Source organism: Aeromonas schubertii (assembly GCF_000820105.1).
Classification (GTDB): domain Bacteria; phylum Pseudomonadota; class Gammaproteobacteria; order Enterobacterales; family Aeromonadaceae; genus Aeromonas; species Aeromonas schubertii.
In genome coordinates, this window is sequence record NZ_CDDB01000049.1 from 1 (window position 1) to 23,983 (window position 23,983).

General features: G+C 60.6%; 16 protein-coding genes and 1 pseudogene. 8 read left to right on the forward strand and 9 right to left on the reverse strand.

Features of this window, described 5'->3' with window-relative positions; all coding sequences use genetic code 11:
• The 4 genes and pseudogenes from BN1133_RS20465 to glyQ all read right to left on the reverse strand — a co-directional run.
• Positions 1-65 (reverse strand): annotated as a pseudogene (locus BN1133_RS20465) (transposase); the annotation flags it as partial.
• Positions 66-402: 337 nt separating this feature from the next.
• Positions 403-2,172, reverse strand: a complete 1,770-nt coding sequence (locus BN1133_RS19685) for a GmrSD restriction endonuclease domain-containing protein (RefSeq protein WP_082177976.1) — start codon at positions 2,170-2,172, stop codon at positions 403-405.
• 267 nt (positions 2,173-2,439) lie between these two features.
• On the reverse strand, positions 2,440-4,509 hold the full coding sequence (glyS, locus tag BN1133_RS09550; RefSeq protein ID WP_050666317.1) for a glycine--tRNA ligase subunit beta: 2,070 nt from the start codon (positions 4,507-4,509) through the stop codon (positions 2,440-2,442).
• A 9-nt stretch (positions 4,510-4,518) separates the two neighbouring features.
• A complete protein-coding gene (gene glyQ / locus BN1133_RS09555) occupies positions 4,519-5,442 on the reverse strand; it encodes a glycine--tRNA ligase subunit alpha (protein WP_050666318.1) in 924 nt (307 codons plus the stop codon).
• A gap of 93 nt (positions 5,443-5,535) precedes the next feature.
• On the opposite strand from glyQ, the gene BN1133_RS09560 reads away from it, so the two are divergent.
• The 5 genes from BN1133_RS09560 (at position 5,536) to BN1133_RS09580 (ending at position 12,504) form a co-directional block, all read left to right on the forward strand.
• Positions 5,536-6,144 (forward strand): DNA-3-methyladenine glycosylase I, encoded by a 609-nt coding sequence (locus BN1133_RS09560; protein ID WP_050666461.1) that lies wholly within the window; start codon positions 5,536-5,538, stop codon positions 6,142-6,144.
• 131 nt (positions 6,145-6,275) lie between these two features.
• On the forward strand, positions 6,276-6,932 hold the full coding sequence (locus BN1133_RS09565; RefSeq protein WP_050666319.1) for an OmpA family lipoprotein: 657 nt from the start codon (positions 6,276-6,278) through the stop codon (positions 6,930-6,932).
• A 356-nt stretch (positions 6,933-7,288) separates the two neighbouring features.
• Complete coding sequence (locus BN1133_RS09570; RefSeq protein WP_050666320.1) at positions 7,289-8,260, forward strand: TAXI family TRAP transporter solute-binding subunit; 972 nt, start codon at positions 7,289-7,291, stop codon at positions 8,258-8,260.
• Positions 8,261-8,342: 82 nt separating this feature from the next.
• Positions 8,343-10,901, forward strand: coding sequence for a TRAP transporter permease (locus BN1133_RS09575; protein ID WP_050666321.1), 2,559 nt, complete (start codon positions 8,343-8,345; stop codon positions 10,899-10,901).
• A gap of 346 nt (positions 10,902-11,247) precedes the next feature.
• Positions 11,248-12,504 (forward strand): aromatic amino acid transport family protein, encoded by a 1,257-nt coding sequence (locus BN1133_RS09580; protein WP_050666322.1) that lies wholly within the window; start codon positions 11,248-11,250, stop codon positions 12,502-12,504.
• A 58-nt stretch (positions 12,505-12,562) separates the two neighbouring features.
• On the opposite strand, the gene metJ is transcribed toward BN1133_RS09580, so the two are convergent.
• Positions 12,563-12,886, reverse strand: coding sequence for a met regulon transcriptional regulator MetJ (metJ, locus tag BN1133_RS09585; RefSeq protein ID WP_050666323.1), 324 nt, complete (start codon positions 12,884-12,886; stop codon positions 12,563-12,565).
• 159 nt (positions 12,887-13,045) lie between these two features.
• Here metJ and metB point away from each other — a divergent pair, with 159 nt between their 5' ends.
• Both metB and BN1133_RS09595 read left to right on the forward strand, forming a co-directional pair.
• A complete protein-coding gene (gene metB, locus BN1133_RS09590) occupies positions 13,046-14,209 on the forward strand; it encodes a cystathionine gamma-synthase (protein WP_050666324.1) in 1,164 nt (387 codons plus the stop codon).
• A complete protein-coding gene (locus BN1133_RS09595; RefSeq protein ID WP_050666325.1) occupies positions 14,210-16,663 on the forward strand; it encodes a bifunctional aspartate kinase/homoserine dehydrogenase II in 2,454 nt (817 codons plus the stop codon).
• Between the two features lie 32 nt (positions 16,664-16,695).
• Here BN1133_RS09595 and BN1133_RS09600 read toward each other — a convergent pair whose 3' ends face one another.
• The 3 genes from BN1133_RS09600 to ybaK form a co-directional block, all read right to left on the reverse strand.
• Positions 16,696-17,646, reverse strand: a complete 951-nt coding sequence (locus BN1133_RS09600; RefSeq protein ID WP_050666326.1) for a hypothetical protein — start codon at positions 17,644-17,646, stop codon at positions 16,696-16,698.
• Complete coding sequence (locus BN1133_RS09605; RefSeq protein WP_050666327.1) at positions 17,643-19,700, reverse strand: sensor histidine kinase; 2,058 nt, start codon at positions 19,698-19,700, stop codon at positions 17,643-17,645. Before BN1133_RS09605 ends, BN1133_RS09600 begins: the two co-directional genes overlap by 4 nt.
• Positions 19,701-19,779: 79 nt before the next feature.
• Positions 19,780-20,241 (reverse strand): Cys-tRNA(Pro) deacylase, encoded by a 462-nt coding sequence (ybaK, locus tag BN1133_RS09610; protein ID WP_050666328.1) that lies wholly within the window; start codon positions 20,239-20,241, stop codon positions 19,780-19,782.
• Positions 20,242-20,363: 122 nt separating this feature from the next.
• On the opposite strand from ybaK, the gene BN1133_RS09615 reads away from it, so the two are divergent.
• On the forward strand, positions 20,364-21,086 hold the full coding sequence (locus tag BN1133_RS09615) for a type 2 periplasmic-binding domain-containing protein (RefSeq protein WP_050666329.1): 723 nt from the start codon (positions 20,364-20,366) through the stop codon (positions 21,084-21,086).
• 78 nt (positions 21,087-21,164) lie between these two features.
• Here the strand turns inward: BN1133_RS09615 and ppc are convergent, their stop codons facing one another.
• Positions 21,165-23,798 (reverse strand): phosphoenolpyruvate carboxylase, encoded by a 2,634-nt coding sequence (ppc, locus tag BN1133_RS09620; protein ID WP_050666330.1) that lies wholly within the window; start codon positions 23,796-23,798, stop codon positions 21,165-21,167.
• Positions 23,799-23,983: the final 185 nt, after the last annotated feature.

Genomic DNA, 23,983 nt, shown 5'->3' on the forward strand with positions numbered 1-23,983 from the left:
CGGCTGACCACGTGGTAGTAGGGCGTATCCTGCAAACTGATTTGACGTGAACGGGCGATGGTCATGGCGAATTCCTCGGCAGTGATGCCTCAAGCCAAGCAGGCCATTACGCCTCTGTCAAAATGGTGGGTGTCCCAGAATTTTCCCTATCCGCGAAGGTAAGCTGATGATTCATGCTGAACCTTATACCTGATGCCAAGTGGGGCTCATGATCTCACATCAGGGACTTGTTCGCACCCTCCCTAATTTAGGCTTACCATCATGGTGAGAAAATGGATTTACGTTAGTGTCGGTAATGAAGGAAAAATATTATTTAGTTGCATAAAAAAGACACCGGTTTGAGGCCGGTGTCGGGTGATAACTAGATTTGTAAGAGTAATTTTATTAAATATGTTTTGGTTTTTAGAAGCGACGACCTATCTCTGCAATTTGTTTTGCTCCAGTCGCAATTTTTGTATTATCCCCATCTCGCCAATACATATCATCTCCAACATATGATGGTTCTTGTTGCTCAGGAATAGTTATGATGATAATACCAAGACCATAATAGGCATTGAAGTCAATTGAGGATAAAACAGAGTTCTTCAATGGGTTTGAAAGTTCAGATTTTTCAATGCTAGAGCGGATCAAGTTATGATAGTCTTCTAGACTTATCCCAAGAGCTTTTGCTTCTCGATTAACACCCACAACAGTCCAAGCACCTACTTGTCTTGGGGTGATGCTATCAAGCTCGATGATTCTTTTAACATCATCATCTTTATCCGCAACTCCCAAGACAATACGCCCAGTACGATTTGGTCCATTGTTTGCCAAGGCGCATATAGTGTTTACTATTCTGTTAATTAAGTCTCTATTTATCTCTCGTTTATCACCTAAAGATACAACACCTTGTTTTAGTTCAAAGTGCGCCAATTCCATACCGGAACATCTAATATAAGAATCAATATCGAGAGATGAATGGTTAGCATATATTAACTTTGTTGGGTCAATATTAACAAAGTGGGGTGAGATCAAGGCTTTGATTGTGTTAACATTTTTCTGTCTTTCTTCAGGTGAGGTCGCTTGGCGTGAGGTTACTATCCTATCAGTAATGTTAGTAATTGCACCTTTCACTCCGCTATAGTTTGAAATAGATTTTTTCTCGTTTACAAATAAATCATGAAATGCAATAAACAATACCGCAAAAACGGCTGGGAATGCATTTGTGTTTCGCTTAGAATATATTATGTTACGCAGTTTTTCAGTTTTCGTTGCGTTACAAACTTGAATTATTTCATTGGTGCAATATTCAAATTCACCAGCTAAAGTCTCGCTGCCGTATACACCAAGCGCAGTTAGCATTTGATTTGATTCAGCACTACCTCGAGCATATATCTTATCTAAAACATCTTTCGCTCTTTCTAGTATGGTCCCGGAGATGATAGAACCTACAATATCCGCAATACATTGTTCATCCATGCTATCTCTAAGGTCTGTAGAGTTCAAAATTCCTTGTTGAACCCAGAAAACCTCATCTGCTTTTATATCATAGCCATGCCTCATCATTGGCAGGTCTATAGATATTTCAGGCATCTTAGATATTAACATAAATTCTGGAGAGCTATCTCCTCTGATTTTGCATGCTAAATGCCTGACAAGTTCTGAGAAACTGTTTTGTATACCAGATTGGCGACGTTCTTGGTCGCTAAGACGGTGCCCATATGAATTTATTCTGTCAAAAACATCGTCGACCTCTTCATTGGTTGCCCCTCTCATTATGGAAAAGGCCATGGAGTAATCTAAAAGAATAGATATTTCTTTTATAGAAAGTTTTTTCTCTTGGGATGCTGGTGAAAATTTTCCTTCAGCAAGTCTAGACTGTGCTGTTGGGAAGGATGAGATATCAAAATATCTACCATCCAGAGTAGGAAATGCTCCTTCAATGAAGGATGTGATGGCGTTAAGTCGTTGAAGCCCGTCAATAATTTCATAGACTCCGTCACCGCTTTCTTTTTCAGCCAAAAGAATTGCAGGTATTGGGTATTTTTTAAGCAGCGACTCTATTAGTTTTTGTTTTTCCTCGAGAGTCCATACTAATTTGCGTTGATAACGCCTATTTACATATAATCGTTCTTCATTATGCCACGAATAGACTGATTGAACGGATGTAGGTTGTGATGAAAGCTCAGCCATTACATGCTCCAAGTATAATATAGTGTTGTATTTACGTTCGTTGAATAGGGTATAAAATGTTAGTATGCGTTGTTGTGATCCTGATCTATTTTATATGTAAATTCTTTATGAAGAATTTTATTTTTAACCTATAAATCGAGGCTCTGGATATTGGTTATTAATAAGTCTGGATTTGCAGTAGAATTTTTAAAAAAGAATTTCTATTTTCATAGCAAACAAAAACGGCGCCTTAAGGCGCCGTTTTTAATATCACTTACTCAACTCAAATCACTGCAGCAGCGAGATATCCGCGACTTGCAGGAACAGGTTGCGCAGGTTGTTCAGCAGCGCCAGACGGTTGGCCTTGAGGGCCTCGTCGTCGGCCATCACCATCACCTCTTCGAAGAAGGTGTCGACCGGTTCGCGCAGGGCGGCCAGACGGGTGAGGGCAGCCTGATAGTCACCGGCAGCGAACAGCGGGGCCAGTTCGGCTTGCAGTTCGGCAACCTGGGTGGCCAGGGCCTTCTCGGCGGCATCGACCAGCAGTTCCGGTTTGACGGCAGTCGGCAATTCGCCTTCGACCTTGGCCAGGATGTTGCTCACGCGCTTGTTGGCGGCGGCCAGGGCCAGGGCGGCATCCAGGGTGCGGAAGTGGCTGACGGCCTTGACGCGGCGATCGAAGTCGAGCGGACGGGTCGGGCGGCGGGCCAGTACGGCCAACACCACGTCGGCACCGATGCCTTCGTCCTGATAGGCGGCACGGAAGCGGCCCAGCATGAAGTCGACCACGTCGGTGACGACGCTCTTGTGGGTGAGCTTGTCACCGTAGACGCTGACGGCCTCTTCGACCAGCTCCACCAGATCCAGGTCCAGCTGCTTCTCGGTCATGATGCGCAGGGCACCGATGGCGGCGCGGCGCAGGGCGAACGGATCCTTGTCACCCTTCGGCAGCATGCCGATGCCGAAGATACCGGCCAGGGTGTCGAACTTGTCGGCCAGGGCCACGGCGCAGGAGACCAGGCCGGCGGGCAGGGCATCGCCGGCAAAGCGCGGCATGTACTGCTCGTTGAGGGCCAGGGCCACCGCTTCGGCTTCGCCGTCGTGACGGGCGTAGTGCATGCCCATGACACCCTGGGTGTCGGTGAACTCGCTGACCATGTTGGTCATGAGATCGCACTTGGAGAGCAGACCGGCGCGCTGGGCCTGGCCCACGTCGGCACCGATCTTGGCGGCGATAAAGCCGGCCATGGCCTCGATACGGGCGGCCTTGGCGCGCACGGTACCCAGCTGTTGCTGGAACAGCACGGTCTCGAGGCGCGGCAGGCGGGAGGCCAGGGTCTGCTTGAGGTCGGTCTTGAAGAAGAACTCGGCGTCAGACAGGCGCGGACGCACCACCTTCTCGTTACCGGCGATGATCTGGCTCGGGTCTTTGGACTCGATGTTGGTGACGAAGATGAACTTGGGCAGCAGCTTGCCGCTCTGGTCGTAGACCGGGAAGTACTTCTGGTCACCCTTCATGGTGTGCACCAGCGCCTCGGCCGGCACGGCCAGGAACTTCTCTTCGAAGTTGGCGGTCAGCACCACAGGCCACTCGACCAGGGCGGTGACCTCTTCCAGCAGGGCGTCGTCCAGATCGGCCACGCCACCGAAGGCGGCAGCGGCCGCTTCGACGTCGGCCTTGATCTTGGCCTTGCGTGCCATAAAGTCGGCAATCACCATGCCGCGCTCCTGCAGGATCTGCGGGTACTGGTCGGCAGACTCAATGGTCAGTTCCGGCTCGCCCATAAAGCGGTGGCCGCGCAGGGTGCGGGCAGAGTCGATACCCAGGATGTGGGCGGGCACCAAGTCGCCGTCCAGCAGCAGGGTCACGGTGAAGACCGGACGCACGAACTGAATGGTCTTGTCGCCCCAGCGCATCATCTTGGGGATGGGCAGCTTGGCCAGAGATGAAGCTACCAGCTCACCGAGCAGATCTTTGGCCGGACGGCCTTCGACCTTGGCGGTATGGACCAGCCACTCGCCCTTGTCGGTGACCAGGCGCTCGGCCTGCTCGACGGTGATGCCGTTGCCACGGGCCCAGCCTTCGGCGGCCTTGGTCGGCTTGCCGTCGGCATCGAACGCCTGGGCCACGGCCGGGCCGCGCTTCTCGACGCTCTTGCTCGGCTGCTCGGCGGCGAGGCCGAACACCTTGAGCGCCAGACGGCGCGGGGAGGCAAACCACTCGACGTCGCCGAAGGCCAGATCGGCCTTGGTCAGTTCGGCTTTGAAGTTGGCTTCGAAGGCTTCGGCCAGAGAGCGCAGGGCCTTGGGCGGCAGCTCGGCAGTGCCGATCTCTACCAGAAATGTATGTTGTGCCATGTTCGTTCCTTAACCTTGCTTGTTCTCTGCGCGCTGACACATGGGGAAGCCCAGCGCCTCGCGGGAGGCGTAGTATGCCTCGGCCACGGCCTTGGTCAGGGTGCGAATGCGCAGTATGTAGCGCTGACGCTCGGTGACCGAGATGGCCTTGCGGGCATCCAGCAGGTTGAAGGAGTGAGCGGCCTTGAGGATGCGCTCGTAGGCCGGTAGCGGCAGCGGCTTCTCCAGCGCCAGCAGGGACTGGGCTTCCTTCTCGTACTGCTCGAAGCAGTGGAACAGGAACTCCACATCGGCGTGTTCGAAGTTGTAGGTAGATTGCTCCACCTCGTTCTGGTGGAACACGTCGCCGTAGGTGGTCTTGCCCAGGGGGCCGTCAGACCAGACCAGGTCATAGACGCTGTCGACGCCCTGGATGTACATGGCCAGTCGCTCGAGACCGTAGGTGATCTCGCCGGTGACCGGCTTGCACTCGAGGCCGCCCACCTGCTGGAAGTAGGTGAACTGGGTCACTTCCATGCCGTTGAGCCACACTTCCCAGCCCAGACCCCAGGCGCCCAGGGTCGGGTTTTCCCAGTTGTCTTCGACGAAGCGGATGTCATGCACCTGCGGATCCATCCCCAGCTCTTTCAGGGAGCCCAGGTAGAGCTCCTGGATGTTGTCCGGAGAGGGCTTGATGATGACCTGGAACTGGTAGTAGTGCTGCAGACGGTTGGGGTTCTCGCCGTAACGACCGTCGGTCGGGCGGCGGGAGGGCTGCACGTAGGCGCAGGCGATGGGCTCGGGCCCCAGGGCGCGCAGACAGGTCATCGGGTGGGAGGTACCGGCACCGACCTCCATGTCCAGCGGCTGGATAATGGTACAGCCCTGGCGGGACCAGTAGTCCTGCAGCTGCAGGATCAGGCCCTGAAAGGTTTTGACATCGAATTTTTGCATGGCTTGGATTTCGCGCGAAATTGCTGAAATTGAACCGAAGGAGTATACCGTCTGGCATGGTCGGATAATAGGCGAAATTACATGAGCACCGAATTGACCCTGCGCTGTGCCTGGGTAACCCGGGATCCCGAATACATCGAGTATCACGACGCCCAGTGGGGTCGCCCGGTGCGCGATGGCGGCGAGCTGTTTGCCAAGCTCTGCCTCGACGGGCAGCAGGCTGGGCTGTCGTGGATCACCATCCTGAAGCGCACGCCCGGCTACTATCGGGCCTTCGCCGGCTTCGATCCGGTGGCCATCGCCGCCTTCGGCGAGGCCGACGTGGAGCGCCTGATGCAAGACACCGGCATCATCCGCAACCGGCTCAAGGTGCAGTCGATCATCAAAAATGCCCGCGCCTACCTGACCATGCAAGAGGAGGGGGTCGACTTCGCCGGCTTCCTGTGGGACTTCGTCGGGGGGCGCCCCATCGTCAACCGGCACCAGGGTGATGGTGACATACCGGCCACCTCCAAGGAGTCGGATGCCATGTCCAGGGCGCTGAAAAAACGCGGCTTCACCTTCGTCGGCAGCACCATCTGTTACGCCTTCATGCAGGCGGTGGGGATGGTGAACGATCATCTGGTGAGCTGCCCCTGTCATGCGGAGTGTCAGCAGGCGTGGGGCATCGGGGTGACGCATCGGGGGGAAGGGGCCGTTTGATGCGGCGCAGTCGTGCCTGAAAAATCGCCATTCGCTTCGCCGGTTAAGGTTAGCGTCAGACAGTGGCGCAGCCCTGATCTACAATCGCCGCCCCGGCGCGGTGCCGGTCCGATTTCTCAGAGGTTTTTTTCATGCGAGCCAAGACTCTGGTGCCCATGCTGGCACTGACCATCGCCGTATCCGGCTGTACCACCAATCCCTATACCGGTGAAGAGCAGACCTCGAAGGCGGTCTGGGGCTCTCTGGCCGGCGCCGCTGCCGGCGCAGCCGTGGGGGCACTCTCCTCCAGCAAGGGGGATCGCAAGAAGGGGGTCTGGACCGGTGTGGCCGCCGGCGCGGCCCTCGGCGGTGGCATCGGCTACTACATGGACGTGCAGGAGGCCAAGCTGCGCGACAAGCTCAGGGGCACCGGCGTCAGCGTGACCCGTAGCGGCGATCAGTTGATCCTCAACATGCCCAACAACGTCACCTTCGACAGCTCCAGCGTCCAACTGAAGGCCGCCGGCGCCAACACCCTCTCCGGGGTGGCTATGGTGGTGACCGAGTTCGACAAAACCCGCCTCAACGTGGTCGGTCACACCGACAGCACCGGCTCGCGGGATCTGAACATGCGCCTCTCCCAACAGCGTGCCGATGCAGTCGCCAACCAGCTGATCGCCAGCGGCGTGAGCGGTTCGCGCATCGCCACCACAGGGGTGGGCCCGGACCAGCCGGTGGCGACCAACAGCACGGCCGAAGGCAAGGCGCAGAATCGCCGGGTCACCATCACCCTCACTCCGGTGGGCTGACAGGGCGGTTGCCAGAGCGACGATGGGAGGGGGCTGCGGCCCCCTCTTCTGTTATCCGGATTCAAGGGGGACATAGATCGCGATCCCGTGCCGAGAGCGGGGTCACAAGGGAAGAGAGAGTTAGGTTGATCACCTTCAAATTTTTCGATAAATATTCGGCTGTTTGCAGATTAATATTTGCATCAGACCCAGGATATCGGGTTATTTTTGGAATGTTGTATTGTTGTGACAGGATGTCGTCACCTTTTGCCGTAGGTCGTCTACGTCCCGTCCCCTTGCAGGTGTCCGCCACCTGATCCATTCCTATCGCTTCACGATGAGGCGAGCCCCCCAGACCATAACAAAAGGATGTACACATGAAGGGATTAACCTTGGCCTGCGCCGTTTCTGCCGCCCTGTTTGGCCTGTTGCCGGGCACCCAGGCCCAGGCTGCCGAGCGTTTCGTGACCATAGGTACCGGTGGCCAGACCGGCGTCTACTACGTGGCTGGCCAGTCTATCTGCCGCTTCCTGAATCAGGGCACCAAGACCCACGAGATCAAGTGCAACGCTCCGGCCAGCGGTGGTGGTGTCGCCAACGTCAACGGTATTCGCAGCGGTGAGTTCAACTTTGGCATCATGCAGTCGGATCACCAGTACAAGGCCATGAAGGGTCTGGAGCCGTTCAAGGCAGAAGGGGCCATGGAGGATATCCGTGCCGTCTTCTCCCTGCAGAGCGAGGTGTTCACCATTCTGGCGCGCAAGGATGCCAAGATCGCTGGTTTTGACGATCTGAAGGGCAAGCGCGTCAACATCGGTAACCCGGGTTCCGGCCAGCGCGATACCTTCGAAGAGATCATGGCGGTGAAGGGCTGGGACAAGGGGGTCTTCAGCTTGGTCTCCGAGCTCAAGCCTGCCGAGCAGGCCTCCGCCCTGGGTGACAACAACATCGACGCCATGAGCTACTTCGTCGGTCATCCCAACGGTGCCATTCAGGAGGCCTCTACCACCACCGACGCCGTGCTGGTGCCGGTGACCGGCCCCGAGATCGACAAGCTGCTGGCCGAGCGGAGCTACTACAGCAAGGCCGAGATCCCGGGTGGTCTCTACAAGGGCAGCCCGAACCCGACTCCCTCCATCGGTGGCAAGGCGGTGCTCTCTGTGAGCGCCAAGACGGATCCGGAAGTGGTCTATCAGCTGACCAAGTCGGTGTTTGACAACCTGGCCCGCTTCAAGCGTCTGCATCCGGCCTTCGCCGATCTGAAAGAGACCGACATGATCAAGGTGGGCCTCTCCGCTCCCCTGCATGAGGGTGCGGTGCGTTACTACAAGGAGCGTGGCTGGATGTAATCCACCCCCCCTTGGTTCCACCCTTTGGCTCGCCCCCTCCTGGGGGCGAGCCTGCTCATAGTAGTACCAACAGAGTCAGCCTATGCAACAAGCACAACAACATGACGCGCTCTCCGCCGAGGAGCTGATTGCCCAGGACGTGGGGGCCCGCCTGCCGGTCGGCTCCATGAGCTGGGTCATCGCCGGCCTGGCGCTGGTCTGGTCCCTGTTCCAGCTTTGGATCGCCTCACCGCTCCCTTTCATGCTGGGTGTTGGGGTCCTTAATGACACCGAATCACGCTCCATTCATCTGGCCTTCGCCATCCTGCTCGCCTACTTGGTCTTCCCCTTTGGCCGGCGCTCCCCGCGCGATCGGGTTCCCCTGCCGGATCTCGGGCTGGGGCTGATCGGCGCCCTGGTGGCCGGTTATCTCTTCCTCGCCTATGACCAGTTGGCCCTGCGCCCGGGCAACCTGACCGATCTCGACTTCATGGTCGCCTGTGTCGGCATTCCGCTGCTGCTGGAGGCGGCCCGCCGTGCTCTTGGCCCGGCCCTGGCGGTGATCGCCATCGTCTTCCTCGGCTACAGCCTGGCCGGCCCCTGGATGCCCTCCCTGCTGGCGCACCGGGGGGTGAGCCTGCATGCCCTCGCCAATCACCAGTGGATCACCACCGAAGGGGTGTTTGGCATCGCCCTTGGGGTCTCGACCAGTTTCGTCTTTTTGTTCGTGCTGTTTGGTGCTCTGCTGGAGCGGGCCGGTGCCGGCCACTACTTTATCCAGCTCGCCTTCAGCCTGCTCGGCCACCTGCGTGGCGGCCCGGCCAAGGCGGCCGTGGTGGCCTCGGCCCTGACCGGGGTCATCTCCGGATCGTCGATTGCCAACGTGGTGACCACGGGTACCTTCACCATTCCCATGATGAAACGGGTCGGTTTCTCCAAGGAGAAGGCCGGTGCTGTGGAGGTCGCCTCCTCGGTCAACGGCCAGATCATGCCCCCCGTGATGGGGGCGGCGGCCTTCCTGATGGTGGAGTACGTCGGCATTCCCTACGTGGATATCATCAAGCACGCCTTCCTGCCGGCGGCCATCTCCTATATCGCCCTGCTCTATATCGTGCACCTCGAGGCACTGAAACTCGGCATGCAGCCCATCGGCAGCCGTCATCCGCGCACCTGGCTGCAGCGCCTGACCGGCTTTGCCTTCGGTGCGGCGCTGATCAGCGGTCTCTCCATGGCGGTCTACTACGGTCTGGGTTGGCTCAAGCCGGTGCTGGGTGAGTATGCCCTGCCGGTGGTGGGCGCCCTGCTGGTGCTGGTCTATCTGGGCCTGCTCAAGATCGCCGCCAGCAATGCCCCGCTGCCGCCGGAAGACCCGGAACAGCCTCTGGATGACCTGCCCGATACCCGCGCCGTACTGCTCTCCGGTCTCCACTTCCTGCTGCCGGTGGTGGTACTGGTGTGGTGCCTGATGGTCGAGCGCCTCTCCCCGGGCCTGTCGGCCTTCTGGGGCACCATCATGCTGGTGGTGATCCTGCTGACCCAGCGCCCGCTGCTGAACTGGCTGCGCACCGATGGCCAGCACGACTACGGCAGCCTGATGGACGGGGTGGTGGACCTGCGCGAGGGGCTGATTGCCGGTGCCCGCAACATGATCGGCATCGGCATCGCTACCGCCACCGCCGGTATCATAGTGGGGGCCGTCTCCCAGACCGGCGTCGGTCTGGTGCTGGCGGATCTGGTGGAGTTCCTCTCCATGGGCAACCTGCTGCTGATGCTGATGCTGACCGCCCTGCTGAGTCTCATCCTCGGGATGGGGCTGCCCACCACCGCCAACTACATCGTGGTCTCCAGCCTGCTGGCACCCGTGGTGGTGGCGCTGGGGCAGCAGAACGGCCTGATCGTGCCGCTCATCGCCGTGCACCTGTTCGTCTTCTACTTCGGCATCATGGCGGACGTGACCCCGCCGGTGGGGCTGGCCTCGTTCGCCGCGGCCGCCGTCTCCAAGGGAGACCCCATCAAGACCGGGATCACCGCCTTCTACTACAGCCTGCGTACCGCGGCGCTGCCGTTCCTGTTTATCTTCAACACCGATCTGCTGCTCATCAACGTGGACTTCGCCCACGGCGTGCTCATCTTCATCGTGGCCACCTTCGCCATGCTGATCTTTGCCGCCGGGACCCAGGGCTACTTCCTGGTGAAGAGTCGCTGGTATGAGAGCCTGCTGCTGCTGCTGGTGGCCTTCACCCTGTTCCGTCCCGGCTTCTGGATGGACATGGTGCACGACCCCTATGTGGAGACCCCGCCGGCCCAACTGGTGCAGACCCTGGGCCAGGTCGAGGCTGACAGCACCCTGCGCCTGCGTCTGGAGGGACCCGATGCGGTGGGCAAGATCCGTCGTTTCACCGTGTTGTTACCGGTTCCCGACGGGGCCAGTGGCGAGGCGCGTTTGGAGAAGCTGGGGCTGATGCTCTATGAGCAGGAGGGCAAGACCCTGATCGACAGCGTCACCTTCGGCAGTACCGCCGCCGATCTGGGGCTGGAGTTCGACCAGCAGATCCTGAGCGTCAAGGCGCCCACCGATCGTATCCGCAAGGAGTTTATGTGGATCCCCGGCTTCATGCTGTTTGCCCTGGTGGTCTGGCTGCAGCGGCGACGCCGTGTTTAACCCCTGTGGGCGGCCCGATGGCCGCCCTTTTTCATGGCAAAATCACTTTTTTATTCAATGAGTTAAAAATGGATGGGCGACTCATGCCTGGGTTGCATTTGAGAGCTTTATCCGGTCATTGAGTTTTTTGTGAAATAAAAATTTGATTTGATGTGAAATTTTGAATTATTGGTCTGTGTTTTTCCTGTTTTTTAGAGCGATGGTTCAGGGTTTCTTGCTAACCCTGCATGCTGCACTGGCTCTGAGGTGAAACCATAGCGGGATCTGTTACCTCCCTTTTTTGAGAATTAAATGTCGATAGCCCACAATCCGCCCAGTTCAAAATAGCGTTAATTGTGGTTTTATCATGGATATCTCCGTTTCTTCCCCGGTTACTCCCAGGGCCGAGAGCCTGAGCCGCTGGCAGCGGCACGACACCCAGTGGGTCATCAGCCTGTTTGGCACTGCCGTTGGCGCCGGCATCCTGTTTCTGCCCATCAATCTGGGTCTGGGGGGGATCTGGCCCCTGCTGCTGGTGGCCGTGCTGGCCGGTCCCATGACCTATCTGGCTCACCTGGGATTGACCCGCTTCGTGCTCTCCTCCTCCCGTCCCGGTGCCGATTTCACCGAGGTGGCCGAGGAGCACTTCGGAGCCGTCAGCGGGCGTCTCATCTCGGTGCTCTACTTCCTCTCCATCTTTCCGATCCTGCTTATCTACGGGGTAGGGCTGACCAATACGGTCGAGAGCTTCATGGTCAACCAGCTGGGGATGGCGATGCCGCCACGGGTGATGCTCTCCGGTCTGCTGGTATTCCTCATGGTGGCCGTAATGCTGGCCGGGGAGAAGGCGATGTTGCGGGCTTTTGCCTTTATGGTCTACCCGCTGGCGGCGATCCTGGCGGCCCTCTCCTTCTACCTGATGCCCGAGTGGCGCTGGCCTGCGGGGAGTGAACTGCAGGGGTTCGACTTTGCCAAGACGGTCTGGCTGGCCCTGCCGGTGACCGTGTTTGCCTTCAGCCACGCGGCGGCCCTCTCCGGGTTTGCCAACGTGCAGCAGCGTCACTACGGTGACGGTGCCGGGGAGAAGAGTCGCCAGATCCTGCTGCGCACCAGTCTGATGCTGGTCAGCTTCGTGCTCTTCTTCGTCTTCTCCTGTGTGCTGGCCCTGTCACCGGAGCAGTTGGCCGCCGCCAAGGCGCAAAATGTCTCGGTGCTCTCCTATCTGGCCAACGTCACCGATAATCCGGTGATCGTGACCCTGGGGCCGGTGATCGCCTTTATCGCCATCACCTCCTCCTTCCTCGGCCACTTCCTGGGGGCACGTGCCAGCCTGCAAAACCTGCTTGCCAGGCAGGGGCTCTCCAGCGAGCGGGCCGACAAGGTGGGGATCGCCTTCATGTTCTTCGCCATCTGGGGGGCGGCCGTGGTCAACCCCAGCATCCTCGGCCTGATGGAGGTGCTCTCTGGCCCGGTGATCGCCATGATCCTCTTCATCATGCCGGTCATCGCCATCTACAAGGTACCGGCCATGGCCCATCTGAAGGAGAACCGGATAGCCAACGGCTTTATCCTGTTGACCGGGGCCCTCTCCGTCTCGGCGCTGTTGTTCAGCCTGCTCCGTTAAGCGAGCCACAAATAGAAAGAGGCGACCCCGGGGTCGCCTCTTTGCTATCAGTGAAACGTCAGTCGTTGTCGAACTCTTCGATCTCTTTGCCCAGCGCCTGCATGATGGCGAGGGCTTCGGCCGGGATATGGTCCGGCTTGTCCTTGCGCAGGTCGTCGTCGCTCGGCAGGGGCTGGCCGGTGAACGCATGAAGGAAGGCTTCACAGAGCAACTCGCTGTTGGTGGCGTGGCGCAGGTTGTTGACCTGACGGCGGGTGCGCTCGTCGGTCAGCACCTTGAGCACCTTGAGCGGAATGGAGACGGTGATCTTCTTCACCAGCTCGCTCTTCTTGCCGTGCTCTGCATAGGGGCTGACGTAGTCGCCGTTCCACTCTGTACCCATGATTCACCTGTTCTCGATTTGGCCGTGACCGCGAATTTTAACCCCTATGGATAGCATTGGCAATCCAACGGCAAAGCCATTTAGACGTCCAGACATATTGACGGCTTTGTTTGTCTGGTTTAGTGTGGTCTCCAACCCACGGAGCAGAGGAGAGAGCAGATGAGTGACAAGGGAACCCGGGCCGTCCGGATCGGCATCGAGAGCGACACCCAGCACGGGGCCGTGGTGCCGCCCATCTACCTCTCCAGCAACTACACCTTCGCCGACTTTGGCGAGCCCCGTCAATATGACTATGCCCGCTCCGGTAACCCGACCCGCAGCCACCTGGCCGAGGCCCTGGCCGCCCTGGAAGGGGGAAGTGGCGCCATCGTTACCTCAACCGGTATGGGGGCAGTCCACCTGGTGAGCACCACCTTGCTGGCGGCCGGGGATCTGCTGATCGCCCCCCACGACTGTTATGGCGGCACCTGGCGCCTGTTTGAGCATCTGGCGGCCAAGGGGTGTTATCGGGTCAAGTTTGTCGATCAGGGTGACCCGGAGGCCCTGGCCGCCGCCCTGGCCGAGGGGCCCAAGCTGGTGTGGGTCGAGACCCCCTCCAACCCGCTGCTGCGGGTCGTGGATGTGGCCGCCATCTGCGACGCAGCCCATGAGGCTGGAGCCCTGGTGGCGGTGGACAACACCTTCCTCACTCCCTTCTGGCAGCAGCCGCTGGCGCTGGGGGCCGATCTGGTGGTGCACTCCACCACCAAGTACATCAACGGCCACTCGGATGTGGTCGGCGGTGCCGTGGTGGCCGCCGATGGTGAGCTGGCCGAGCGCCTCACCTGGTGGGCCAACTGCCTGGGGGTCACCGGCGGGGCGTTTGACTCCTACCTCACCCTGCGTGGCTTGCGTACCCTGGGGGCCCGCTTGCGCGCCCACGAGGAGAATGCCCGCCAGATCCTTGACTTCTTGCTGTCGCAATCCGTGGTCAAGCGGATCTATCATCCCTCCCTGCCGAGCCATCCCGGGCACGAGATTGCGCGCCGTCAACAAGCGGGATTCGGGGCCATGGTAAGTTTCGAGCTCAGTCTCGACGAGGCGGGGATCCGTGCCTTCCTGGGGGCGCTGCGCTGCTTTTCGGTGGCCGAGTCCCTGGGCGGGGTGGAGAGCCTTATCGCCCATCCGGCCAGCATGACCCACAGGGCCATGACACCGGAGGCCCAACTCAGGGCCGGCATCAGCGGACAGCTCCTGCGGCTGTCGGTGGGGATCGAGCACGGTCCGGACCTGGTGGCCGATCTGGCTCAGGCGCTGGCGATCGCAACAAGGGTAGAAGCATAAATGACAGTATTAAATGGAGAGAGTGCGGTGGCAGCAGAGGCGGGTGTGAAGCGTCGTCATGTTCACAAGTTTGGCGGCAGCAGCCTGGCCGATCCGGTCTGTTACCGTCGGGTCGCCGCCATCGTTGAGCAGCAGTGCGGCGGCAATGAACTGGTGGTGGTCTCCGCCGCCGGCAAGACCACCAACCGCCTGATCCAGCTGGTGGAGCTGGCCGAGGCGGGGGACGAGGCGGCCGGTGAGGCGCACACCGCCCTGCACGCCTATCAGCAGAGCCTGATCGATGGTCTGTTGGAGGGGGAGTTGCAGGTGGAGCTCGGCGCCCAGCTGGCCGAGGACTTTCGCGCCATCGCCCGCACTCTGGAGCGCCAGTTCGATCGCTTCGATCGCAACGGCCTGCTGGCGTTTGGTGAGGTGTGGTCGGCCCGCCTGCTGGCCGCCCTGCTGACCCAGCGCGGCAACAAGACGCGCTGGCTCGATGCACGCAGCTTCCTGCGGGCCGAAGATGGCCCCCTTATCCGGGTCGATCACGTCCTCTCCAGCGAGTTGCTCAAGGCTCGCCTGGCCGAGCACGATGGCCGCATCGTGGTGACCGGCTTCATCGCCGCCGACCTGGAGGGGCGCTCCCTGCTGCTCGGCCGTAACGGCTCCGACTACAGCGCCAGCCTGCTGGCAGCCCTGGCGGATGGCGAGTCCACCACCATCTGGAGCGATGTGGCCGGTGTCTACAGCGCCGATCCGCGCCGGGTGAAGGAGGCTCGCCTGCTGGAGCGTCTCAGTCTGGCAGAGGCCAACGAGCTGGCGCGTCTGGGCTCCTCCGTACTCCATTCGCGCACCCTGCAGCCGGTGGCCGAGAGCCGTCAGCGCCTCACCCTGCGCTGCAGCTACAACCCCGACGAGGGGTGTACCCATATCTTGCGTCGGGCACCGCGCTCCGGTGGCGCCCGCATCGTCTCCTCGGTCGACCAGATCGCCCTGATCGAACTCAAGGTGTTGCCTGAAGGGGAATTTGAGCGCGCTGCCGCCGCCATCGAGGCCTACCTGGCCCGTCATCGCATTCAGCCACTGACGGCCCAACGCCAGCCGGATCGCCGCATGCTGCGCCTGGCCTACACCCTGGAGGTGGCCACCGGCGCCTATGATCTGCTGCGTGACTACCAGCTGGAGGGAGGCTTCACCGGGCTCATCCAGAAGGAGGGGTATAGTCTGGTCGCCCTGGTGGGCGCCGGCGTGACCGATAATGCCGAGCAGTGCCACCGCTTCTATCAGCTCACCGCGGATCAGCCGGTCGAGTTTGTGCAGGCGGCGAAAGATGGTCTGAGCCTGGTGGCCGTATTGCGCCAGGTGGTGCTGGAGCCGCTGCTTATCGCCCTGCACGGTGCCCTGTTCAGCCGTCCGACCCGGGTCGGGTTGGTGGTGTTTGGCAAGGGCAACATCGGCGGCCAGTGGCTGAGCCTCTATGCCCGCGAGCGTCAACGCCTGGAGCAGGAGCTCAACCTGGCACTGACCCTGTACGGGGTCTACGGCTCGGAAGGGGGCTGGCTGGACGAGGAGGGGATCGATCCCCTGCGGGTACAGGAAGCCAGTCACCCGTCGCCGCTGATCTGGCCCGAGCTGCTCGGCCAGCTCGAGCAGCACAGCTTCGACGCCCTGATCGCCCTCGATCTCACCGCCAGCGAGACGGTGAGCCGCTACTACCCGGAGCTGGCCCAGCTCGGCATTCACCTCATCGCCGCCAACAAGTTTGCCGGTGCCGCCGAGAGCGAGTTCTACCTGCGGGTCAAGCAGAGCTGCCGTGATCATCAGGTGCAGTGGCGCTACAACGCCACCGTGGGGGCCGGCCTGCCGGTGCAGTCGAGCATCCAGATGCTGCGTCAGAGCGGCGACCGCATCCACGGCGTCGCCGGCATCTTCTCGGGCACCCTCTCCTGGCTGTTCCAGCAGTATGACGGTAGCCGTCCCTTCTCCGAGTTGGTGGAGGAGGCGTGGCAGCATGGCCTGACCGAGCCGGATCCGCGTGAGGATCTCTCCGGTCAGGATGTGCGTCGCAAGCTGCTGATCCTGGCCCGGGAGGCGGGTTATGAGCTCGATTCCAACGACATCGAGCTGGAAAACCTGGTCCCCGTTCCCCTGCGCAAGGTCAGTCCGGAGCAGTTTATGGATCGTCTGCAGGAGCTCGACGGCCCCATTCTCTCCGCCTTCGAGAGTGCCAGGCGCCTCGGCAAGGTGCTGCGTTATGTGGCCCGCTGGGAGCGTAGCGGCAAGGCGAGGGTGGGTCTAGAGAGCCTTGAGCCCCATCACCCCTTTGCCAACCTGTTGCCCTGTGACAACGTGTTTGCCATCGAGAGCGACAGTTACCGAACCAACCCCCTGGTCATTCAGGGCCCCGGCTCGGGACGGGAGGTGACGGCGGCGGCCATCCAGTACGATCTCTGGCAGATCTGTGCCGCCCTGTAAGGGCAAGAGGGGCGCCGTCAGGCGCCCCTTTCTCATGGTGGGGTGTGATGGGACCGGGCGTCGCCGACCCTGTCGGTGGCCGGATTGTAGAAGTAGCGCCGGTAGTCGAAGCCGATCCCCTTGAGATAGGGATTGTCGAGGGGAATCAGCAGCCGCTGTTCCAGCCGGGCCGCCTTGATGGAGGGGCCAAATGCCTGGCGCCAGAGCGCCTCCAGGGAGCCGTCGCGCCAGGCGCGCTCCAGCCCGAGCCGAATACGGCCAAGTCCCTCTCTGTTACTGACATGGGTAAAGAAGACCCGGGGCAGGGGATAGTAGAAGAGCAGGTGTGAGTCTACTGTCAGCCCGGGGAGGTGGGTGTGGCTCTTCCACTCCTGCTGCAGTTCGCCCACCCCGCGGCAGAAGAGATCGATACGCCCCCGTGCCACCATCAGAAAGAGTTTCTCGTACTCGGAACGCTCGAGCACCTTGAAGCCGGCCTGCCTCAGTATCTCCACATCGAGCCACCCCTTGCCCTGACCGTGAAGGAAGAGCCTGGCCTCCTCCCGGTTGCGTATTTGCGCCACTGCCTTTGCCCGCTCGGGGTTGACGAAGCAGATGCGATAACCGGTCAACCCAAGATGGATGGGGAAGGGGACATAGTGCATCTGTTCGAAGTCGAGGCGGTTGCTCCAGCTGTCCATGGCAAAGAGGTTGGGGTAGCGATTCTGGCGAATGCTGAGACGGATGCGATCCCGGTTCATGGGAGGGGCAGCGACCAATTCATAGGGGCCGTATTCGGGGCGACTCTTCTCCAGAGCCAGTTGCAGCAGATCTCTGTCATAGGTCTGGCGGGGATCCTTGTCACTCTCGGGGCTGATATAGGTAAAGGTGGTCCCGGCCAAGGCCGCCCGGGCAAAGAGCAGCAGAATGAGAAGCAAGAGCGGCCAGGGGTTCCCTCTGCTGACCCGGGGATGGTCGACTTTCAGGGAGAAGCTGGCGCTCATGCAGGGGACTCCTCGAAGGGCAGGGTCAGCCAGAATTGGCCCTCTGACGGCTCATAACGGATCTCACCCCCCATCTTCTGGGTCACTATGTTGTAGATCTGGTGCAGTCCCAGGCCTGCATTGCCGCGAAAGCGGGCGTCGGTGACGAAGGGTTCGAAGAGATGGGGGATCAGGCGTTCATCGATTCCCTTTCCATCGTCCCCATAGCCGATACGAAGCTGGCCGGCGGTGGCCGTGATGGTGATGTGCACCTGGCCCAGCCTCTCCCCACCATGCTGCAGGGAGTTGAGCATCAGCTCGGAGAAGGAGAGCATGAACCACTTCTTCACCCCCTTGACGAGGGTCTCGCCATTCCCCTCTATCTTCAGTTCAACCCCTTGGCGGTCGAGGTGGCTGAACTGGGCCGCTTCCTCCAGCAATTCGCCGAGTGTGAAAAGGGCCGGGCCATCCCCCTCATCCTGCAGGTCGAGCATCTTGAAGCGTTGGATGAGTTGCACCAGCCGCTGCAGATTCTGCTCCATCATGGCATGCAGCTCTCCCGTTCCCTGTTCATAGTCGGTGAGGTGAGTGCGTGAGAGGCGCCCCTCGGCCAGCTGTCGACTATGTTCTTGCATCAGTTCGAACAGGTAGGAGGTACTGGTGACCAGGTTGCCGAGTGGGGTGTTGATTTCGTGGGCCACCCCGGCGATGAGGCGACTGAGGGCGGCGTTTTTCTCAGCCTCTACCAGATGGGTGCGGGTCTCTTCCAGCTGGCGGATCGTCTCGTTCAGTGCCGCCGTGCGTTCACACACCCTGACCTCCAGGCTCTGGTTGATGGCGGCCAGCTCCCGGTTGAGTGCTTCGGTCTTCTCCTGCAGATCCACCCGCTGGCGATGGTTCTCCTCCAGCAGGGTATGGGAGACCGAGAGCCGCTGAATGAACTTGTCGAAGAAGCGGGACATGAACATCACCTCGTCCCGGGCCCGCTCCGTGCTGGCGATAAGCACTCCCTCGCCGCCCCGGCCTATGCGGTTAACCCGACCGATACACTCGCGAATGGGACGGACGATGGACTCGCTGAGGCTCATGGCGGTCAGCACTATGACTCCCAGCAGGATCAGCAGAAAGAGGGCACTCATCTTCAGTAACTGGTGCAGGGGCTGATCGAATTCGTCCACATAGTAGGTGCTGACGATGAGCCAGTCATAGGAGGGGAGGAAGATAAAGCGGGCTACCTTCTCCCGTGGTGTGGGTTCATCAGGGTTTTGCCAGTCGTAGCTCAGCGCGCCGTTACGCTGCTCGAGCATCTGGCGCACGAAGGGGGTGTTTTTCAAATAGTCGGCTTCCGGCGAGTGGCGCTTGATAAAGGGGTGGAGAATCACCTCTCCCTGCCCGTCGAGCACATAGGCATAGCCGCTCTGGCCAAAACGCATCTCGAGGATGCGGTGGCGGAAGTCATCGATATTGATGAGCTGGTTGAACTCATCCCGGTAGGAGGAGGCCGAGATGATCCAGTCCCAGGGGGCGAAGTAGGTCATGTAGAGAGCCTTCTTGCGCGGGGCACTCTCGCCGGGGTTTTGCCAGTCGTACTCCAGATAGCCTTGTTTGGTCTTCATCTGCTGACGGATAAACTCGTAGCGGGCCAAACTCTTTCCGATCAGCTCCGGCTTGATATGGGTACGAATGATGCCCTTGCTGTCGATCACGTAGAGATAGCCGCTGCTACCTATGGTGATGTGGCGAAGATGCTGACTCGCGGCCTCCTTGGCCGCCTGCTCGCTCATCTCGCCACGGCGATAGGCCTCGTAGAAGGAGCGGACGGCGGTGAGCTCAGCGTCGGTGATCCCCTTGAGGTGACTACGGACGGCCGTCTCGGCGCTGGTGGAGATCTCCCCTATGATGGCATGGGTGCCCTGGCTTATCTGGGCATCCAGGCTCTGCTTGAGCTGCTGGTAGTAGAAGGGGATGAAGAGCAGGCTGCTCAGCAGCAGGGTGATGAGAAAGAGGAAGACAAAGGCACCCAGCAGCCTGACATGAATGCGATAGAGTCTGAGCCATTGATACCAGGCTGACATGGGCCTCTCCTGTGGTCACTCCACAGGAAAAGCCTAGCCTGCCTTGTCATCCTTGGCCCTTTGACAGAAGGAAGAGGGCCTATTCGGCGATGGATGCGATGATCCAGCCCATTTTTTCCTGCATCTCCCGTGCCGAGACACCCACAGAGAGGCCGCGCTTTCCGCCACTCACCAGCACGCTATCGAACTGCAGGGCCGAGGCGTCGAGCACAGTGGGCAGGCGCTTCTTCTGGGCCAGCGGGCTGATACCGCCCACCTTGTAGCCCGTCAGCTTCTCGGCCTCGGCGGGGGGGAGCATCTCGACCTTCTTGAGCCCGGTGGCCTTGGCCAGCTGCTTCAGGCTGCACATGCCCGAGGAGGGGACTATGGCCACCACGGCTTGCTTGTCGTGGTGGGCGATCAGGGTCTTGAATACCCGAGCTTCGGGTAGCCCGAGCTGGGTCGCCGCATGCTTGCCAAAGTCATCGTGAGCCTCACATTCATAAGGATGCAGGCTGAAGGGGATCTTGAGCTTCTCGAGCAGCTTGATGGCAGGGGTCATGGTGGTCACCTTGGGGCAAGACAAGGCCACACAGTCTGCGCCTGTGACCCCGGTGAGGCAAGCACCAGTGCCGATAACGGGACGCCACTTATAATGGAGTTAAGATTCGAAGGAGGTGGCGGATGAAGGGTCTCTGGTTGGCTCTTACCCTGTGGGGGGGCATGTTGGCATGGGCGGACGAGATTGAACTCATCGGTTCCGATACGGTGGCCAGCCTCATCGAGCCCTATCAGGCCGGCTTCACCGAACAAACCGGCCATGGTCTGAAGTTGCGGATCACGGGCAGTCTGCCAGCCTTGGTGCGCATGAAGCAGTGGCCCGGTGGCATCATGCTCTCCGAGCCCTTTCCCGCTCATCCGGTTCCCTATCTCTATCGCATCGGCAGCGATGCCGTGGTGTTTTTGGTCAACCGGCACAACCCGTTGCGGGCCTTGACCCTCAAGGAGCTCGAAGCCCTGCTGCAACCGCAGGCGCGCTGGCCGGATGGCCGCCCTGTGGTGCTCTACAGCATGGGCGTCAATCATGCGACCATGCACTATGTGCGTCAGATCTTCGGGGCGGCCGGCACTCCCCAGAGTCTGCATCCCCAGCGCACTCCCGAGCTGGTGATCGCCAATGTGGTGGATGATGAGCAGGGGCTGGGGTGGCTCTCTCTGGGGCGGATGCGTGACGAGGCGCTGTCCGGGGCACGGCCGCTCTCTCTCGAGGGGGAGCCGCCGCTGTTGCCTGATCAACGTCTTAACCCGGCCTATCCCCTGCATCGTGATCTCTACCTTGGTTTTAGCCGCCAGCCCAACCGGGCCGAGCAGGCTCTGGTCGACTACCTCATCGGGCAGCAGGAGTAGCGCGGTTCGCCAGCTGTCGGTAAGCAGAAAACACAAAGGGCGCCGAGGCGCCCTTTGTCATGGCGGAGTCTCCCGCTATTAACCTGTATTGCGCATCCCGGCTGCGATACCGGCGATGGTGACCATCAGGGCTTGATCCAGCTCCGGATGGAGGGAGTCCGGATCCCGGCGGGAGCGACCGAGCAGCTCCGCCTGCAGCACGTTGAGGGGATCCGTGTAGGGGTTGCGCAGACGAATCGACTCCTGAATCCAGGGTTGGTCATCGAGCAGGCCGCCCTGGGGACGCAGCTTGAGCACCAGCGCGATGGAGTCTGCGAGCTCCCGACGCAGCTGCTGGCCGAGGGGCCACAGGGCCTCGGGCACCAGGCGGGTGTCGTAGTACTCGGCGAGCCAGGCATCCGCCTTCAGGAACACCATCTCCAGCATCTCGAGGCGGGTGCGGAAGAAGGGCCACTGGCGGCTCATCTCTTCGAGTACCTCGAGCTTGCCCTCGTCGATGGCCTGTTGCAGACCCTTGTGAGCGCCGAGCCAGGCCGGCAGCATCAGGCGGTTTTGGGTCCAGGCGAAGATCCAGGGGATGGCGCGCAGGCTCTCGACACCCCCGTTGGGCTTGCGCTTGGCGGGGCGGGAGCCGAGTGGCAGTTTGCCCAGTTCCAGCTCGGGGGTGGCGGCGCGGAAGTAGGGGACGAAGTCCGGATGGCCACGCACGATACTGCGGTAGTGCTCGCAGGAGACGGTGCTCAGCAGCTCCATCACCTGGCGCCACTCCTCACGGGGTTTGGGCGGGGGCAGCAGGTTCCCCTCCAGCACGGCGCTGGTGTAGAGGAGCAGGCTGTTGATGGCCACCTTGGGCAGGCCGAACTTGAAGCGAATCATCTCCCCCTGCTCTGTGGTGCGCAGGCCACCACGCAGTGAGCCGGGGGGCTGGGAGAGGATAGCCTGGTGGGCCGGGGCGCCACCGCGTCCCACAGTGCCGCCACGACCGTGGAACAGGGTGAGGCGGATCTGGTTGATTTCGGCCAGGGCGACCAGGGACTCCATGGCGGCGTACTGGGCCCAGCCGGCGGCCATCATGCCCGCATCCTTGGCCGAATCCGAGTAGCCGATCATCACGTATTGGCGACCCTGGATATAGCCGCGATACCAGTCCACCGACAGCAGGCGCTCCATCACCCGGGTGCCCGCCATCAGGTCTTCCTGGGTCTCGAACAGGGGGGCCACCGGCATGCGGAACTTGCAACCCGCCTCTTTGAGCAGCAGTTGCACCGCCAGCACGTCGGAGGGGGCGCCGGCCATGGAGATGATGTAGATGCCGAAGGCATCGGGATCGTTGGCGGCGATGACGCGGCAGGTCTCTATGGTCTCGCGGGTCTCGTCGCTCGGGGTCCAGTCGGCGGGGACGAGGGGGCGGCGGGAGTTGAGCTCGGCCAGCAGGAAGGCCTGTTTGTTCTCCTCACTCCACTCGGCGTAGTCACCGATCCCCAGATAGCGGGTCAGCTCGGCCAGGGCCAGGGCGTGACGCTCTCCGTCCTGACGAATGTCGAGCTTGACCAGATGGATGCCGAAGCAGGCCACCTTGCGCAGCACATCGAGCAGCATGCCGTCGGCGATGTTGCCCATGCCGCTGGCGTGCAGTGAGTGATAGCAGAGCTCGAGGGGCTCGCGCAGCTGGGCCGTGGTGCGCACCAGGTCGCGGTTCTCGCTCTGCTGTCCCTGCACCTTGGCGGTCAGGTACTCCTTGGTCTCGCGCAGGGCCTCGCGCAGCTCGCGCATCACCACCCGATAGGGCTCGTTGTGGTTGCCGACCCGGGCGCGCAGCTCGTCGTTGCAGTCGCTCATGGAGAGCTCGGAGGTGAGCTCCTTGATCTCCTTGTAGAAGAGGCTGACCGCCATCCAGCGACCCAGCTCCAGCACCTTGGCGGTCACCTCGGCGGTGACGAAGGGGTTACCGTCCCGGTCGCCCCCCATCCAGGAGGTGAAGCGCACCGGCGCGGCGTCCAGGGGCAGGCGCACCCCCAGGTGCTGCTGCAACTGCTCGTCGAGATGGCGCATGAATTCCGGGATGGCCGGCCACAGGCTGTTCTCGATGACGGCAAAGCCCCACTTGGCCTCGTCCACCGGGGTGGGGCGCTGCTCGCGGATCTCGTTGGTGTGCCAGGCCTGGTTGATGAGCTGCTCGACCCGGTTGATCAGGCGATCGCGCTCCTGGGGGAGCAGGTCGGAGAGCTCGAGGGCCTCGAGGCAGTCGTTGAGCTGCACATGCTTGTGGATCAGGGTGCGGCGGGTCACCTCGGTGGGGTGAGCGGTCAGCACCAGATCGATGTCGAGCTCGCGCACCGCCTGGACGATGGCCTCCTGAGAGAGGTTGGAGGCTTTCAGCTTGGTAAAGAGCTGCTCCAGGGGGTCAGAGGCGCCGGTTTGATCGGCAAAGCTGCGCGAGATGGTGTGGAACTGTTCCGCCACGTTGGCCAGATTGAGGAACTGGCTGAAGGCGCGGGCCACCGGCAGCAACTCTTCATCACTCAGGGTCTGCAGGGTATCGATCAGCGACTGGCGATCCTGCTCGTTTCCCTTGCGGGAGGACTTGGCCAGTTGGCGAATGGTCTCGATCTTGTCGAGAAAGGCCTGACCCTTGTGATCCTTGATGGACTTGCCGAGCAGTTGGCCCAGCAGACCCACATTGGCGCGTAGCGCGGCGTACTTTTCGTTCATTCCACATCCTTATTGCCGATCAATCCCGCCGGTTCATGGCGGGAACTGCTCATCATCGATGTTGTGTGATTACAACATTCGTTCCCTCATCTTATGGGGACAATCTACCCGTGTCTCCTGCGCAAGGTCAAATAACGCCGCGATAGAAAACATGTATTTCGGTTCTCTCTACGGCGGCATCAGGT

Excerpts from the sequence above, each read along its gene's own strand:
- ybaK (WP_050666328.1), bottom strand. The coding sequence starts at position 20,241 with ATGACCCCTGCCATCAAGCTGCTCGAGAAGCTCAAGATCCCCTTCAGC.
- BN1133_RS09595 (WP_050666325.1), top strand. The coding sequence starts at position 14,210 with ATGACAGTATTAAATGGAGAGAGTGCGGTGGCAGCAGAGGCGGGTGTG.
- BN1133_RS09575 (WP_050666321.1), top strand. The coding sequence starts at position 8,343 with ATGCAACAAGCACAACAACATGACGCGCTCTCCGCCGAGGAGCTGATT.
- BN1133_RS19685 (WP_082177976.1), bottom strand. The coding sequence starts at position 2,172 with ATGGCTGAGCTTTCATCACAACCTACATCCGTTCAATCAGTCTATTCG.
- BN1133_RS09565 (WP_050666319.1), top strand. The coding sequence starts at position 6,276 with ATGCGAGCCAAGACTCTGGTGCCCATGCTGGCACTGACCATCGCCGTA.
- glyS (WP_050666317.1), bottom strand. The coding sequence starts at position 4,509 with ATGGCACAACATACATTTCTGGTAGAGATCGGCACTGCCGAGCTGCCG.
- metJ (WP_050666323.1), bottom strand. The coding sequence starts at position 12,886 with ATGGGTACAGAGTGGAACGGCGACTACGTCAGCCCCTATGCAGAGCAC.
- BN1133_RS09580 (WP_050666322.1), top strand. The coding sequence starts at position 11,248 with ATGGATATCTCCGTTTCTTCCCCGGTTACTCCCAGGGCCGAGAGCCTG.
- metB (WP_050666324.1), top strand. The coding sequence starts at position 13,046 with ATGAGTGACAAGGGAACCCGGGCCGTCCGGATCGGCATCGAGAGCGAC.
- BN1133_RS09615 (WP_050666329.1), top strand. The coding sequence starts at position 20,364 with ATGAAGGGTCTCTGGTTGGCTCTTACCCTGTGGGGGGGCATGTTGGCA.
- ppc (WP_050666330.1), bottom strand. The coding sequence starts at position 23,798 with ATGAACGAAAAGTACGCCGCGCTACGCGCCAATGTGGGTCTGCTGGGC.
- BN1133_RS09600 (WP_050666326.1), bottom strand. The coding sequence starts at position 17,646 with ATGAGCGCCAGCTTCTCCCTGAAAGTCGACCATCCCCGGGTCAGCAGA.
- glyQ (WP_050666318.1), bottom strand. The coding sequence starts at position 5,442 with ATGCAAAAATTCGATGTCAAAACCTTTCAGGGCCTGATCCTGCAGCTG.
- BN1133_RS09605 (WP_050666327.1), bottom strand. The coding sequence starts at position 19,700 with ATGTCAGCCTGGTATCAATGGCTCAGACTCTATCGCATTCATGTCAGG.
- BN1133_RS09570 (WP_050666320.1), top strand. The coding sequence starts at position 7,289 with ATGAAGGGATTAACCTTGGCCTGCGCCGTTTCTGCCGCCCTGTTTGGC.